General features: G+C 75.0%; 2 protein-coding genes. Both read left to right on the top strand.

Translation table 11 applies throughout. The annotated features are described in order from the left end of the window. The first annotated feature begins 14 nt into the window (after positions 1-14). On the top strand, positions 15-10,094 hold the full coding sequence (locus ACFPZN_RS50445) for an SDR family NAD(P)-dependent oxidoreductase (protein WP_378291390.1): 10,080 nt from the start codon (positions 15-17) through the stop codon (positions 10,092-10,094). Between the two features lie 9 nt (positions 10,095-10,103). Beyond that, a partial coding sequence (locus tag ACFPZN_RS50450) for a type I polyketide synthase (RefSeq protein WP_378291392.1) occupies positions 10,104-17,206 on the top strand: 7,103 nt, incomplete at its 3' end.

The raw sequence follows: 17,206 nt of genomic DNA on the forward strand, positions 1-17,206 counted from the left end.
GGGACGACCACCGAGTGAGCGAGGATCGGATGGGCAACGAGCAGGAGCTCCTGGAGAACCTCAGGTGGGTGACCGCCGACCTCCGGCGCGCCAGGCAGCGCGTGCGCGACCTGGAGGAACGGGCGAGCGAACCGGTGGCCATCATCGGCATGGCCTGCCGCTTCCCCGGGAACATCCGGTCACCGCGGGATCTGTGGCGGCTGGTGGACTCGGGCGGCGACGCGATCGGCGGGTATCCGCGGCGGCGCGGCTGGGACGCGGGCCTGTACGACCCCGACCCCGACGGGCACGGGACGGTGACAGCCCGCGAGGGCGGCTTCCTGTCCGACGCCGAGTACTTCGACGCGGCGTTCTTCGGGATCGCCCCCCGCGAGGCGCTGGCGATGGACCCCCAGCAGCGCCTGCTGCTCGAGGTCGCCTGGGAGGCGTTCGAGGACGCCGGTGTCGACCCGCAGGGGCTGCGGGGCAGCGACACCGGGGTGTACGTCGGGATGATGGCCCAGGACTACGGCCCGCGGATGCACGACGGGGCCGAGTCGGTCGAGGGCCACGTGCTGACCGGCACCCTTCCCGCGGTCGCCTCGGGGCGGCTGGCCTACACCTTCGGCTTCGAGGGCCCCGCGGTGTCGGTGGACACCGCGTGCTCGTCGTCGCTGACCGCGCTGCACCTGGCGGTGCGGGCGCTGCGCGGCGGGGAGTGCGGGCTCGCCGTCGTCGGCGGCGCGACGGTGATGTCCGAGCCGGGCCTGCTGGTGGAGTTCTCCCGGCAGCGCGGTCTGTCCCCCGACGGCCGGTGCAAGGCGTTCTCCGCGGAGGCCAACGGCACCGGGCTGGGCGAGGGCGTCGGGCTGCTGCTGGTCGAGCGGCTGGCGGACGCGCGGCGCCACGGGCACCCGGTGCTGGCCGTGGTGCGGGGATCGGCGGTGAACTCCGACGGCGCCTCCAGCGGCCTGACCGCGCCGAACGGGCCCGCGCAGCAGCGGGTGATCCGGCAGGCGCTGGCGAACGCCGGGGTGACGGCGGCCGAGGTGGACGCGGTCGAGGCGCACGGGACGGGCACCGTTCTGGGCGACCCGATCGAGGCGCAGGCGCTGCTGGCCACCTACGGGCAGAGCCGCCCGCCGGGCCGCCCGCTGTGGCTGGGCTCGGTCAAGTCCAACATCGGGCACGCGCAGGCCGCCGCCGGGGTCGCCGGCGTGATCAAGATGGTGGAGGCGATGCGGCACGGCGTCCTGCCCCGGACGCTGTACGCGGGCGAGCCGTCCCGGCACGTGGACTGGGAGTCCGGCGAGGTCTCGCTGCTGGCCGAGCAGCGGTCCTGGCCCGGCGACGGGCGGCCCCGGCGCGCGGGCGTGTCCTCGTTCGGCATCAGCGGGACGAACGCGCACGTCATCCTGGAGGAGGCCCCCGAGCCGGCCGCCGCGGAACCGCAGGAGGAGGCCGGCGGCGCGGAGGGCCCCACGTCGTGGCTGATCTCCGCGCGCGGTGAGCAGGCTCTGCGGGACCAGGCGGCGCGGCTGGCCGAGTTCGTCACGGCCGACCCGGACGTGCCCTTGGCGGACGTGGCGCACACGCTGGCCACCGCCCGTCCCGCACTGGACGACCGCGCCGCCGTCATCGGCGAGACCCGCGCGGAGCTGCTGAGCGGGCTCGCCGCGCTCGCCCAGGGCACGCCCGCGCCGAACGTCGTCCGCGGCCGCGCCGAGGCCCCGGCCAGGACGGCGCTGCTGTTCGCCGGGCAGGGCAGCCAGTACCCGGGCATGGGCCGGGGGCTCTACGACGCCCATCCCGTCTTCGCCAAGGCCTTCGACGAGGCGTGCGCGCATCTCGATCCCCTCGTCGGCGGCTCGCTGGCCGAGACCGTCTGGACCGGGGAGTCGCTGGACCGCACGGGCCTGACCCAGCCGGCGCTGTTCGCCTTCGAGGTCGCGCTCTACCGGCTGCTCGAACACTGGGGCGTCGAGCCGGACTACCTGGCGGGGCATTCGGTCGGCGAGATCACCGCGGCGCACGTGGCCGGCGTCCTCGACCTTCCCGACGCCGCCGCCATGGTCGCCGCCCGGGCCCGCCTGATGGACGCGCTGCCGCAGGGCGGCGCGATGGTCGCGGTGGGCGTCACCGAGGAGCTCCTGCGGCCCCATCTGGAGGCCCACGGCGCGGGCGCGGTGGACATCGCCGCCGTCAACGGCGCCGACTCGCTGGTGATCTCCGGCGACGAGACTGCGGTCCTGGCGGTCGCGCGCGCGGTGGCCGAGCAGGGGCACCGGACGCGCAGGCTCACGGTGAGCCACGCCTTCCACTCCGCCCTCATGGAACCGATGCTGGAGGAGTTCCGGGCGGTCGTGGCCGGGTTGGACTTCGGCACCCCCCGCATCCCCATCGTCTCCAACCGCACGGGAAAGATCGCCTCCGCCGGGGAACTGCGCGACCCGGACCACTGGGTGCGGCACGTGCGCGACACCGTCCGCTTCCACGAGGGCGTCCAGACCCTCGTGGAACAGGGCGTGGAGGCGTTCCTGGAGGTCGGCCCGGACGGCACGCTGACCGGGATGGTCGGTGCTCCCGGTGCCATCGCGACACTGCGCCGCGACCGCGACGACGTACGGGAACTGGCCGCCGCCCTGGCGAGCGCGCACGTTCACGGCGTGCCCGTCGGCTGGCGCACGATCCACCGGGGACGGCGGGTCGCCCTGCCCGCCTACCCCTTCCAGCGGACGCGCTACTGGGTGCGCGCCGAAACCGGCGGGCGCGGCCCCGCGCAGGCCGCCGAGGGGCTTGAGCGGTACCGGGTCGAGTGGATGCCGTTGCCGGTTCCCGCCGCGGCCCCGCTCACCGGCACCTGGCTGCTGGCCGTCCCGGCCTCGCACGCGCAGGACCCCTGGGTGGACGCCGTCGCCGCTTCCCTGACCGGGCGGGGCCTGGACATCCGGCGAATGGCGGTGGCCGAGGACGACGACCGCTCCTCGCTGGCCGCGCGGCTGTCCGTCGAGGTCGGCGAGGGCGAGGCCGGCGGGGTCCTGTCGCTGCTCGGTCTCGACGAGCGTCCGCATCCGGACGAGCCGCACGTCTCCGTCGGATCGGCGAGCACCCTGGCACTGGTCCAGGCACTCGGAGACGCCGGCGTGGAGGCGCCGCTGTGGCTGGTGACCCGGGGGGCGGTGAGCATCGGCCGGTCCGAACGGGTCGAGCACCCCGGCCAGGCCCAGATCTGGGGCTTCGGCCGCGTCGTCGGGCTCGAGCACCCGGGGCGCTGGGGCGGTCTGGTCGACCTGCCCACCGGCCTCGGCGACCTGGACGGCCAGGACCTCGCCCGGCACCTTTGCGCCGCGCTCGGCGCGCCGGACGGCGAGGACCAGATCGCCGTGCGCCCCTCCGGGCCGTTCGTCCGGCGGCTGCTGCCCGCGCCGTCCGCCGCGGCCCCCGGCGAACCCGAATGGTCCGCCCGCGGCACGGCGCTGATCACCGGCGGCACCGGGGCGCTCGGCGCGCACGTCGCGCGCTGGCTGGCCGGGGCGGGCGCGGAGCATCTGGTGCTGGTCAGCAGGCGCGGCCCGCAGGCCCCCGGCGCGGCGGAGCTGGAGGCCGAGCTCACCGAACTCGGCGTCGCCGTCACGATCGCCGCGTGCGACCTCGGCGACGGCGCGGCCCTGGCCGGACTCGTGGAGCGGATCCGGGACCGGCACGGCCCGATCAACACGGTCGTGCACTGCGCCGGCGTCAACCGGCGCACCCCCATCGCGGACATGTCGGTCACCGAGTTCGCCTCGGTCAACGCCAAGGCCGCCGCGGCGGCCGCCCTGAGCGAGCTGTTCGACGACGAGCTCGACGACCTCGACGCGTTCGTCCTGTTCTCCTCGATCGCCGGCGTCTGGGGCAGCGCGGGGCAGGCGGCCTACGCCTCCGCCAACGCCTTCGCGGACGCGCTGGCCGAGCACCGCCGCGGCCGCGGCCTCCCCGCCACGGCGGTGGCCTGGGGCGCCTGGGCGGGCGGCGGAATGGGCGACGAGGACGGCTTCGCCGAGCAGCTGCGCCGCCAGGGCATCGGCGCCATGGCGCCCGAACCGGCGATCGGCGCGCTGCACCGGATCCTGGCCGCGGACGAGTCGGGCGTCGTCGTCGCGGACGTGGACTGGGCGCGGTTCGCGCCCCTGTTCGCCGCCGCCCGCCCCAGGCCCCTGCTCGCCGAACTCCCCGAGGCGGCGGAGGCGCTCGCCGGCGGCACGGCCCCGGCCGCCGGCGGCGACGCGGCGTCCGGGCTGCGGGAGCGGCTGGCCGGGCTCTCCGAGACCGAGCAGCGTGAGCGCACGCTGCGGCTGGTCGTCGCGCACGCCGCGGCGGTCACCGGCGCCGAGCCCGCCGCCATCGACCCCGGACGCCCGTTCCGCGCGCTCGGGTTCGACTCCCTGATGACGGTCGAACTGCGCAACCGGCTGATCGCGGCCACCGGGCTGGCGCTGCCGACCACCCTGGCCTTCGACCGCCCCACCCCGGCGGCCGTGGCCGACCACGTCCGCGAGGAGCTCGCCGGCGGGCGGCGGGCGGCGGCCGTCACGGCGCCGCGGGAGCGGGCCGCCGACGGCGAGCCCATCGCCGTCGTCGCCATGACGTGCCGCTACCCCGGCGGCGTCCGGACCCCGGAGGACCTGTGGCGCCTGGTCGCCGAGGGGGCCGACGCCATCACCGGCTTCCCCGCCGACCGGGGCTGGGACCTGGACACGCTGTTCGACCCGGACCCCGACCACCCCGGCACCTCCTACGCCAGGACCGGCGGGTTCCTCCGCGACGCCGCCGAGTTCGACCCGGCCTTCTTCGACATCAGCCCCCGCGAGGCGCTCGCGATCGACCCGCAGCAGCGGCTGATGCTCGAACTGGCCTGGGAGGCGTTCGAGCGGGCCGGGATCGCCCCGGCGGCGCTGCGCGAAAGCGACACCGGCGTGTTCGTGGGCTCCTGGTCGCAGGAGTACGGCGGGGGCCTCGGCAACCCCCGCGACGAGGCCGCCGGCTACATCGTGACCGGCAACGCCGGCAGCGTCGCCTCCGGCCGGATCGCCTACACCTTCGGGCTGCGCGGACCGGCGATCACGGTGGACACCGCGTGCTCGTCGTCGCTGACCGCCGTGCACCTGGCCGGGCAGGCGCTGAGGTCCGGCGAGTGCCGGCTCGCACTGGCCGGAGGCGTCACCGTCATGGCGAGCCCCGGAGTGTTCCTGGAGTTCAGCCGGCAGCGCGGGCTGGCCCCCGACGGCCGCTGCAAGCCGTTCTCCGCGGCGGCCGACGGCACCGGCTGGGGCGAGGGCGCCGGGCTGCTGCTGCTGGAGCGGCTCAGCGACGCCGAACGCAACGGCCACCGCGTGCTGGGCGTCATCCGCGGCAGCGCGACCAACCAGGACGGCGCCAGCAACGGCCTGACCGCGCCGAACGGGCCGTCGCAGGAGCGCGTGATCCTCCAGGCTCTGTCCTCGGCCGGCCTCCGCCCCGCGGACGTGGACGCCGTCGAGGCGCACGGGACGGGCACCGTGCTGGGCGACCCGATCGAGGCGCAGGCGCTGCTGGCGACCTACGGCCAGGACCGGGACGGCGATCGCCCGCTGTGGCTCGGGTCGGTCAAGTCCAACATCGGGCACACGCAGGCCGCGGCCGGGGTCGCCGGGATCATCAAGATGGTCATGGCGATGCGGCACGGCCGGATCCCCCGAACCCTGCACGTCGACGAGCCCAGCCCGCACGTCGACTGGTCGGCCGGCGCCGTCACGCCGGTCACCGAGGACATCCCGTGGCCGGACGCCGGCCGCCCCTACCGCGCGGGCGTGTCCTCCTTCGGCATCAGCGGCACCAACGCCCACGTGATCGTCGAACAGGCCCCCGCCGTACCGGAGTCGCCGGCCCCGGAGCCGGACCCCGGACCTCCGGCGGGGGACGTGCCGTGGCCCCTCTCGGCCAAGACCGACAAGGCCCTCCGCGCCCAGGCGGGACGGCTGGCGGCGCATCTGCGCGAGCGGCCCGCGGTGAGCGCGCGGGACGTCGGACATGCCCTCGCGGCACGGCACGCCTTCGACCGGCGGGCCGTTGTGGTCGGCCGCGACCGCGACGAGATGCTCGAAGCCCTCGACCGGCTGGCCGCCGGCGAGCCGGCCCCCGGGACGGTCCTCGGCTCGCCCGCCTCCGGCGGGACCGCCTTCCTGTTCACCGGGCAGGGCAGCCAGCGGCCCGGCATGGGCAGGGAGCTGTACGAGACGAACCCGGTGTACGCCGAAGCCTTCGACTCGGTGTGCCGGCACCTCGACCGGCACCTGGGCGTCCCGCTCGCCCGGGTGCTGTTCGGCCCGGACGACGCCGACCGGGAACTGCTCGACCGCACCGAGTACGCGCAGCCCGCGCTGTTCGCCGTCGAGGTCGCGCTCTACCGGCTGCTGGAGCGGCACGGCATCGTGCCCGGCCATCTCCTGGGGCACTCGGTGGGGGAGATCGCCGCCGCGCACGTCGCCGGTGTCCTGTCGGAGGCCGACGCCGCGACGCTGGTCACCGCGCGGGCCCGGCTGATGCAGGCGATCACCGCGGACGGGGCCATGCTGTCGGTGGAGGCGACGGAGGCGGAGGTCCGCGCGTCGCTGGAGGGCCTGGACGACCGGGTGTCGATCGCGGCCGTGAACGCGCCCACCGCGGTCGTCGTCTCCGGCGACCGGGCCGCCGTCGAGGAGATCGCCGCGACCTGGGCGGGCGACGGCCGCAGGACCAAGCGCCTCGCGGTCAGCCACGCCTTCCACTCGCCGCACATCGACGCCGTGAGCGAGGAGTTCCGCCGGGTCCTGTCGGGGCTCTCCTTCGCGGCGCCGTCGATCCCGATCGTCTCCAACCTCACCGGCGAACCGGCCACGGCCGAGGAACTGGGCTCGCCGGACTACTGGGTGCGGCACGCCCGGCACGCCGTGCGCTTCAGCGACGGCCTGGAGACCCTGCGCGGGCTCGGCGCCACCACCTACCTCGAACTGGGGCCCGATCCGGTGCTCACCGCGCTGGCCAAGCAGCACCCCGGGCTGGACGGCGCCGAGTTCGTCCCGCTGCTGCGCGGCGGCCACGAGGCGACCGCCTTCACCACGGCGCTCGCGAAGGCGCACGTGCGCGGGCTGCCCGTCGACTGGGCGCCCTGCCACGACGGGCACCGCGACGGCACCCTGGACCTGCCCACGTACGCGTTCGACCGCGAGCGCTTCTGGCTCGCGCCCCCGTCCGCGTCCGCAACGGCGAACGGCGTCGCGGGACGGGACGGGGCGGACCACCCGCTGCTGACCTCGCGGATCGACCTCGACGACTCGGGGGTGCTCTTCCTCGGCCGGATCTCCCTGCGGTCGCAGCCCTGGGTCCGCGACCACCTGGTCCTCGGCAGCCTGGTGGTGCCCGGCACCACGTGGGTCGAGGCCGCGACGTGGGCGGGCCGGGAGATCGGCTGCGCCCGGCTCGCGGAGCTGACCCACGAGTCGCCGCTCGTCCTCACCGAGAACCAGGTGTTCGAGCTGCAGGTCCGCGTGGGGCCGCCCGCCGGCGACGACGGGGTCCGGCCGGTCACGGTGCGCTGCCGCTCGACCGAGTCCGGGCAGCCGTGGGTGGCGCTGGCCCACGGCCTCCTCGCGGAGGGCGAGGACGCCACGCGGCCCGTGCCCGCCGACCTTGTCGAGTGGCCGCCGCGCGACGCCGTCGCGCTGGAATCCGGGGAGTCGCTCTACGCCCGCCACGACGAGCGCGCCCACTACCTGTGGGGGCTCGCGTTCCGGTCGGTACGGTCGGCCTGGCGCCGGGGCGCGGAGCTGTTCGCCGAGGTCCGGCTCGCGGACCCGATCGAGCAGGCCGGTTTCCGCCTGCATCCCGCGCTGATGGACGCCTGCCTGCACGTCCTCGGCGCCGACGGCATACCGGAGGAGCTGACCGGTCTCCTGGCCGATCCCGAGGACGACGGGGGAAGGCCGCGCATCCCCTTCGCCTGGCGTGACGTCGACCTGCGCGCCGAGGGGCAGCGCGCCCTGCGGGTGCGCATGGCGCCGGCGGAGGACGGCGGGACCGAGGTGACGGTCGCCGACGAGTCCGGAGCCCTGGTGGCCTCGGTCGACTCGCTGGCGATCCTGCCGATCTCCGAGCGGCATCTGCGCGCCTCGCTCACCGCGCCCCGGCACGAGTCCCTGTTCCACCTGGACTGGGACCCGATGCCGTCGCCGGACCCGGACCGCGACCTGCCCGCGACCGGTGTGGCGGTGCTCGGCGAGGCCGACGGCCTTCCGGACGCCCCGCGGCACGCGGACCTCGCCGCCCTGCGGGAGACGATCGGCTCCGGCGCCGAGGTCCCCGGCATCGTCGTCGTCCCTGTGGGGCTCCCCGACGCCGACCCCGACACCGGCGCCGACGCGGCCTCGGCGGGACGGGACACGACGGCGGCCCTGCTGGAGCTGATCCAGCAGTGGCTCGCCGACGAGACCTTCGGCCGGGCGCATCTGGTCGTGCTCACCCGCGACGCGGTCGGGGCGCTGCCGGAGGACCGGGTGACCGGGCTGTCCCAGGCGCCGGCCTGGGGGCTTCTCCGGGTCGTCCAGGCCGAGCACCCCGGCCGGTTCAGCGTGATCGACCTCGACGCGGCGCCGGCGTCCCACGAGCTGCTCGCCCGGCTCCTCCCCGACGCCGAGGCCGGTCTCACACCGCAGGTCGCCGTCCGCGACGGGCAGGCCCACGCGCCCAGCCTGGCCCGGCTCCCCGACCTCGGGGACCGGGAGCGTCCCGTCCCGTTCGACCCGGAGGGGACGGCGCTCATCACCGGCGGCACCGGCACCCTCGGCCGCCTCATCGCCCGGCACCTCGTCGAGCGGCACGGGGCCCGGCACCTGCTGCTGGTCAGCCGCCGCGGATCGGCGGCCGAGGGCGCCGGCGAGGCGGCCGCCGAACTCGCCGCGCTCGGCGCGGAGGCGACGGTCGCCGCCTGCGACGTCGCCGACCGGGACGCGCTCGCCGGACTGCTGGGGACGATCCCGCCCGAGCGTCCGCTCACGGCGGTCGTGCACGCGGCGGGCCTGCTCGACGACGGCGTCGTCGCCGCGCTCACCCCGGCACGGCTGGAGGCCGTGCTGCGCCCCAAGATCGACGCCGCCTGGAACCTCCACGAGCTGACCGCCGGCACGGACCTGTCGATGTTCACGCTGTTCTCCGCGGTGGCGGGCGTCATCGGCAACCCCGGGCAGGGCAACTACGCCGCCGCCAACACCTTCCTCGACGCCCTCGCCCAGCACCGGCGGGCCCGCGGCCTGCCCGCGACCGCGCTCGCCTGGGGCATGTGGGCGGAGGCCAGCGCGATGACCGGCTCGCTCGGCTCGGCCGACCTCGCCCGGATGCGCCGGATCGGCGTGGCGCCGCTGGACACCGCGGACGGCCTCGAACTCTTCGACATCGCCCACACCGCGGACGTGCCCGCCCTCGTCCCCGCACGGCTGGACCTGGGCGGGCTGCGCGGGCAGGAGTCCGCACCGGCCGTCCTCGGCCGCCTGCTGCGCACCGCGACGCGGGCCGCCGCCGGACCGCGGACCCCGGCCGCGGACGCCACGGTGGTCCTCGACGGCCTCACCTCGGAGGAACTGCGCGACCGACTGCTGGACCTGGTGATCACGCACATCGCCACGGTCGCCGACCACCGCCGCGGCACCATCGACCCCGAGCGCCCGTTCCGGGAGCTGGGCTTCGACTCGCTGATGACGGTGGAGCTGCGCAACCGCCTGGTCACCGCCACCGGGCTCGGCCTGCCCCCCACCCTGGTGTTCGACCATCCGACTCCGGCCGCGCTGGCCGGCCACCTGCACGGCAAGCTCGACGACGGCCGGACCGCCGCGGCCCCCGCCGGCGATCCGGACGCCACCGCCCGGGAGGCCCTCGCGAACATCCCGATCGCCCGGCTCCGCGAGTCCGGCCTGCTCGCCCCGCTGCTCCGGCTCGCCGAGGGGCCGGCCGCGACGGCCCCGGCGCCCGCGCGGGCCGACGGCGGCGGCGAGGACCTGGACTCCATGGCGGCCGACGAGCTGATCCGCCTCGCGCTGAGCGACGAACTCGACGACGCAGACTCCTGAGGGAAGGTCATGCCGAACGCTGACGACAAGCTGGTCCGGGCGCTGCGCAGCGCGCTGAAGGAGAACGAGCGGCTCCGCCAGGCGAACCTGGAGGTGACCGCCGCGTCCAACGAGGCGATCGCGATCATCGGGATGGGCTGCCGCTTCCCCGGAGGGGTCCGCACACCGCGGGAGTTCTGGCGGCTGCTCGCCGACGGCGCCGACGCCGTCTCCCCGTTCCCCGCCGACCGGGGCTGGGACCCCGCGCTCTACGACCCCGACCCCGAGCGGGGCGGCCGGTCCTACACGCGCGAGGGCGGCTTCCTGCACGACGCGGCCGAGTTCGACCCCGCCTTCTTCGGGATCAGCCCGCGCGACGCGGTGGGCATCGACCCCCAGCAGCGGCTGCTCCTGGAGGTCTCCTGGGAGACCCTCGAAAGCGCCGGCGTCGTCCCCGGCGCGCTGCGCGGCACCGACACGGGCGTGTTCGCCGGCGTGATGCACGGCGACTACGGCGCCCGCCTGTCCAAGGTGCCGACGAACCTGGAAGCCAACATCGGCATCGGCAGCGCCGGCAGCGTCCTGTCCGGCCGCATCGCCTACACCTTTGGGCTGCAGGGCCCTGCGGTGACGGTGGACACGGCCTGCTCGTCGTCGCTGGTGGCCCTGCACCTGGCCACGCAGTCGCTGCGCCGGGGCGAGTGCTCGCTCGCTCTGGCCGGCGGTGCGACCGTGATGGCCACGCCCAGCGTCTTCCTCCAGTTCAGCCGCCAGCGCGGCCTGGCGCCCGACGGCCGGAGCAAGCCGTTCGCCGAGGGCGCGGACGGGCTCGGCTGGGGGGAGGGCGTGGGGGTGCTGCTGCTGGAGCGGCTGTCGGACGCCCTCCGCAACGGCCGTCGCGTGCTCGCCGTCCTGCGCGGCACCGCCGTCAACCAGGACGGCGCCAGCCACGGCCTGACCGCGCCCAACGGCCCCTCTCAGGAGCGGGTGATCCGCCAGGCGCTGGCCAACGCCGGGGTGTCGGCGACCGATGTGGACGTGGTGGAGGGGCACGGTACGGGGACGCGTCTGGGTGATCCGATCGAGGCGCAGGCGTTGCTGGCGACCTATGGGCAGGGGCGTTCGGCTGATCGTGCGTTGTTGCTGGGTTCGGTGAAGTCGAACATCGGTCATGCCCAGGCGGCGGCGGGTGTGGCGGGTGTGATCAAGATGGTGCTGGCGATGCGGCACGCTGTGGTGCCCGGATCGCTGCACGTGGACGCCCCTTCCTCGCGGGTGGACTGGTCCTCGGGCGCGATCGAGCTGGCGACCGAGGCCGTGCCGTGGGAGGTGGATGGCCGTCCGCGGCGTGCGGGGGTGTCCTCGTTCGGGATCAGCGGCACCAACACGCACGTGATCCTCGAAGAGGCCCCCGAGGAGGCCGCGGCCGCCCCGCCGGAGCGGACCTCCCGGCAGGAAGGGCCGGTCCTGCTGCCGCTGTCGGCGCGGAACGCCGACGCGCTGCGGGAGCAGGCCGCCCGGCTGGTTCCGCTGCTGGAGGAACGTCCTGACCTGGACCCGGCCGATGTCGGGTTCTCACTGGCGAACACCCGCACCGCCATGGAACACCGCGCGGTCGTGGTGGGCGACGGCCCGGCGGACTTGCTGCGCGGTCTGAAGGCGCTGGCCGAGGGGGCCCCCGACGCCGTTGTGGTGCCCGGGACGGTGACGCGCGGGTCGGTCGCGGTGCTGTTCTCCGGTCAGGGCGCGCAGCGGCTGGGGATGGGCCGGGAGCTGTACGAGGCGTTCCCGGTGTTCGCGAGCGCGTTCGACGAGGTGTGCGGCGGGTTCGCGGGCCTGCTGGACGAGCCGCTGCGCGAGGTGGTGTGGGAGCGGGAAGACCTCATCGATCAGACGGTCTTCACCCAGGCGGGCCTGTTCGCCTTCGAGGTCGCGTCGTTCCGCCTGCTGGAGTCGTGGGGCGTGTCGGCCGACTTCGTGGGCGGGCATTCGATCGGTGAGCTGGCGGCCGCGCACGTGGCGGGGGTGTGGTCGCTGGAGGATGCGTGCAAGGTCGTGGCGGCGCGCGGCCGGTTGATGCAGGCCCTGCCGGACGGCGGGGTCATGGTCGCGGTCCGCGCTTCCGAGGCCGAGGTCACGCCGTTGCTGGGCGACGGTGTGGGGCTGGCGGCGGTGAACGGGCCGGAGTCGGTGGTGCTGTCGGGCGCCCGGGACGCCGTGCAGGCGGTCGTGGGTGAACTGGAGGCGCGCGGGATCAGAACGACCCGGTTGCGGGTGTCGCACGCTTTCCACTCGGCGCTGATGGACCCGATGCTGGAGGAGTTCGGGGCCGTCCTCGAAGGGGTGGAGTACGGCCGGCCGCGCATTCCGATGGTGTCGAACCTGACGGGCCGCATGGTCGATGCGGGCGAGGTGACCGATCCCCGGTACTGGGTGCGGCACGTCCGCGAGACCGTCCGGTTCTGTGACGGGGTTCGGGCGCTGGAGGCCGAAGGTGTGGCCCGGTTCGTGGAGGTCGGGCCGTCGGCGGTGCTGTCGGCGTCCGGCCCGGAGTGCCTGGAGGGCGATGAAGTCGGGTTCGTCGCGCTGTGGCGCAAGGACGAGCCCGAGGTGCGGGCCTTCTCCCGGGGGATGGCGCGGTTGTGGAGCGCCGGAGTCGCCTTGGACTGGCAGACGATCTTCAACGCCGCCGAGCGGCGACCTGTCGAAGACCTGCCCACCTACCCCTTCCAACGTCAGCACTACTGGCTCTACGACTCCGCCGAAGCGGCCGCCGACACGGAAGACTCCGGTTTCTGGACGGCCGTCGAGCAGGGCGACGCGGAAGGACTCGGCCGCACCCTCGGAATAGCGGACGGAGACGACGAGGAGGCTCTGCGCAGCCTCCTGCCCAAACTGTCCTCGTGGCGCCGGCTCCGGGACGACCAGTCAACCGTGGACGGCTGGCGCTACCGGATCGACTGGCGCGCCCTGCCGGACACCGCCGTGCCGCAGTCCCCGCAGAGATGGCTCATCGTGGTCCCGGACGGCCACGCCCGCCACGCGCTGGTGCCCGACCCGTCCCTGCTGGAGAAGCGCGGCATCACCGCCGTCACGCTGGAACCGGCCGAGTCCGACCGCAGCGGCCTCGCCGCGCGGATCGACGACCTCGAGGCGAAGGGCGGGCCGTTCGACCGGGTGCTGTCCCTCTTGGCGCTCGACGACGAGCCGCATCCAGAGCATCCGGCCGTGGCGCGGCGCCTCGCGAACACCGTCCTGCTGGTGCGGGCCCTGGACGACTCCGGCATCAAGGCGCCCCTCTGGGTGGGCACGAGCGGCGCGGTGTCCGTCGGCGCCGCCGACCCCGGGCCAGAGCCCGGTCAGGCCGGGCTCTGGGGGCTCGGCCGGTCGATCTGCCTGGAACGGCCCGGAAGATGGGGCGGGCTCGTCGACCTCCCCGCTCACCTGGACGACCGGACGCTGGACCGGTTCGTCGGCGTGGTCGCCGGTGACTCGTCCGAGGACCAGGTCGTCGTGCGCGCGTCCGGCCTGTTCGGGTGCCGGCTGCGCCCCGCCCCGCTGCCGGACGCGTCCAGCCCGCCGCCGGCGTGGCGGCCGCGCGGTTCCGTGCTGGTCACGGGCGGCACCGGCGGCATCGGAGCGGCCGTCGCCCGCCGGCTGGCCGAGAACGGAGCCGGGCATCTCGTCCTCACCAGCCGCCGGGGCGCCGCGGCTCCGGGCGCGGACCGGCTCGCCGCCGAGGTCGAGGCCGCCGGAGCGCGGGTGTCGATCGTGGCCTGCGACGTGACGGACCGCTCGACCCTGAGCGACCTGCTTGCGGAGCACGAGGTGACGGCGGTCTTCCACACCGCGGGGGTCGGCGGCCAGGGCGGGCTCGACGAGTTCAACGCGGCCGACGCCGCCGCCGTGCTCGGCGCCAAGGTGACCGGGGCCGAACTCCTCGACGAGCTCCTCGACCGCGAACTGGACGCGTTCGTCTGCTTCTCCTCGGTGGCCGGTATCTGGGGCGGCGCGGCGGAGGCCGTGTACGCCGCGGCGAACGCCTCTCTGGACGCCCTGGCGCGGCGGAGGCGGGCGCGTGGACTCAAGGCGTCCACGGTCGCGTTCGGGCTGTGGGCCGGTGAAGGCATGGCCTCCGGCCTCGACATCGACCAGAAGCTGATCCAGCAGGGCATCCGCGCCATGGCCCCGCCGCTGGCCCTGCTCGCGCTCGGGCGGGCACTGGACCACGACGATCCCGAAGTGGTCATCGCCGACATCGACTGGGAACGGTTCGCGCCGATCTTCACGGCCCTCCGGCCCAGCCCGCTGCTCGCCGGGATCCCCGAGGTCGAACGGCTGCTCAACGCCCCGGAGGCCGCACCCGAGGCCGCGACCGAGAAGTCCGGGCTCGCGGCACGCCTCGCCGGACTGCCCGACGCGAGGCGCGAGCAGGCGCTCCTGGAGATCGTCCGAGCCGAGGCGGCCGCGGTGCTCCAGCACGCCTCGATCGAGGCCGTCCCCGCCGACCGGGCCTTCCGCGACATCGGCTTCGAGTCGGTGACGGCCGTCGAGCTGCGCAACCGCCTGAACGCCGCGACCGGCCTGACGCTTCCGGCCACGCTGACGTTCGACCAGCCCAACGCCGCCGCGGTCGCGCGCTACATCAAGGGGCTGCTGACCGACGACGGACCTCGCCGGGCGACCGCGGTGGCGGTGGCCGCGCCGGTCGACGAGCCGATCGCCATCGTGGCGATGGGCTGCCGCTACCCGGGAGGGGTGCGGTCGCCCGAGGACCTGTGGCGCCTGGTCGACCGCGGCGAGGACGCCATGTCGGACTTCCCCCGCGACCGGGGCTGGGACGTCGACAGGCTCTACGACCCCGAGCCCGGCCTTCCGGGCAAGCACTACGCGCGCGCCGGCGGCTTCCTCGACGACGTGGCCGGGTTCGACGCCGAGTTCTTCGGAATCTCCCCACGCGAGGCGCGGCTGCTGGACCCCCAGCAGCGGCTGCTGCTGGAGAGCTCGTGGGAGGCCCTGGAGAACGCGGGCATCGACCCCGCCTCGACCCACGGCGACCAGATCGGCGTCTTCGTCGGTACGAACAACCTGCAGGACTACCTCGTCGACGTCAACAACTCCACGAGCGTCCTCTCGGGCCGGATCTCCTACACCTTCGGATGGGAGGGCCCATCGGTCGCCGTCGACACGGCGTGCTCGTCGTCGCTGGTCGCGATGCACCTGGCCGCGCAGTCGCTGCGGCAGGGCGAATGCTCGCTGGCGCTGGCGGGCGGCGTGACGGTGATGGCGACACCGCAGCCGTTCATCCACTTCTCCCGCCAGCGCGGGCTGGCTCCGGACGGCCGGTGCAAGGCGTTCTCGGCCGCCGCCGATGGGACGGGCTGGGCCGAGGGCGCGGGCGTACTGGTGCTGGAGCGGTTGTCCGACGCCCGCCGCAACGGCCACCGCGTGCTCGCTCTGCTCCGGGGCAGCGCGGTCAACCAGGACGGCGCCTCCAACGGCCTGACCGCCCCGAACGGTCCCTCGCAGGAGCGGGTGATCCGCCAGGCGCTGGCCAACGCGGGGCTGTCGGCCTCCGACGTGGACGTCGTCGAGGGCCACGGCACGGGGACGCGTCTGGGCGACCCGATCGAGGCCCAGGCGCTGCTGGCGACCTACGGTCAGGACCGCCCGGGTGGCCGGCCACTGCTGCTGGGGTCGGTGAAGTCGAACATCGGCCACGCCCAGGCGGCCGCCGGTGTGGCCGGTGTGATCAAGATGGTGCAGGCGATGCGGCAGGGGATCGTCCCCAAGTCGTTGCACCTGGACGCCCCGTCCGGAGAGGTGGACTGGTCGTCCGGCGCGGTGCAACTGCTGACCGAGGCGGTGCCGTGGGAGGCGGACGATCGTCCGCGGCGGGCCGGGGTGTCCTCGTTCGGCGTGAGCGGCACCAACGCGCACGTGATCGTCGAGGAGATGCCCGAAGAGGAACCCGCTGCCACGGCCGAACCCGCCGGCGAGGTGCTGCCGGTGGTGCCGTGGGCGGTGTCCGCGCGCAGCACCGACGCCCTGCGCGAGCAGGCGTCCCGGCTGGCGTCGTGGCTGGACGAGCGCCCTGAGCTGGATCTCGTCGATGTCGGGTTCTCGTTGGCGACCACGCGTTCGGCGATGCACCACCGGGCGGTCGTCGTCGGGGCGGACCGCGATGAGCTGATCGCCGGCCTGACCGAACTGGCCGGAAACGCCGCGCCGCGCACGGACGATCTTCCGGGCGGCCGGACGGCCGTGCTGTTCTCGGGCCAGGGCGCGCAGCGGTCGGGGATGGGCCGGGAGTTGTACGAGTCATTCCCGGTGTTCGCGAGCGCGTTCGACGAGGTGTGCGCTGAGTTCGACGGCCTGCTCGATGGGTCGCTGCGCGAGGTCGTGTGGGAGCGCCCGGACTTGATCGATCAGACGGTGTTCACGCAGGCGGGCCTGTTCGCGTTCGAGGTGGCGCTGTTCCGTCTGCTGGAGTCATGGGGCGTGCGGCCCGACTACGTCGGTGGTCATTCGATCGGTGAGCTGGTGGCCGCTCATGTGGCCGGGGTGTGGTCCCTTGAGGACGCGTGCAAGGTGGTGGCGGCGCGTGGCCGGTTGATGCAGGCGCTCCCAGAAGGCGGTGCGATGGTCGCCGTAGCCGCCGCTGAGGAGGACGTCACACCGCTCTTGGAGGGTGGTGTGGAGATCGCCGCCGTCAACGGCCCGGCCTCGGTGGTGATCTCCGGTGATCAGGACGCCGTAGCCTCGGTGGCCAAGGCGCTGGAGGAGCGAGGGGTCAAGGCGACGCGGTTGCGGGTGTCGCACGCGTTCCATTCCGCGCACATGGATCCGATGCTGGAGGACTTCGCCAAGGAGCTGGCTTCCGTGCAGTCCCACGCTCCGCGTCTGGGGTTGGTGTCGAATCTGACGGGCCGGTTGGTCGAGTCCGACGAGGTGACGACCCCCGAGTACTGGGTCCGGCACGTCCGCGAGACCGTCCGGTTCTGTGACGGGGTTCGTGCGCTGGAGGCCGAGGGCGTGGCCCACTTCGTGGAGGTGGGGCCGTCGGCGGTGCTGTCGGCGACGGGGGCGGGTGAGTTCATCCCCGTGTCGCGCAAGGACCAGCCTGAGGTGTC

This window comes from Actinomadura rugatobispora, from assembly GCF_042656285.1.
Taxonomy (GTDB): Bacteria; Actinomycetota; Actinomycetes; order Streptosporangiales; family Streptosporangiaceae; genus Spirillospora; species Spirillospora rugatobispora.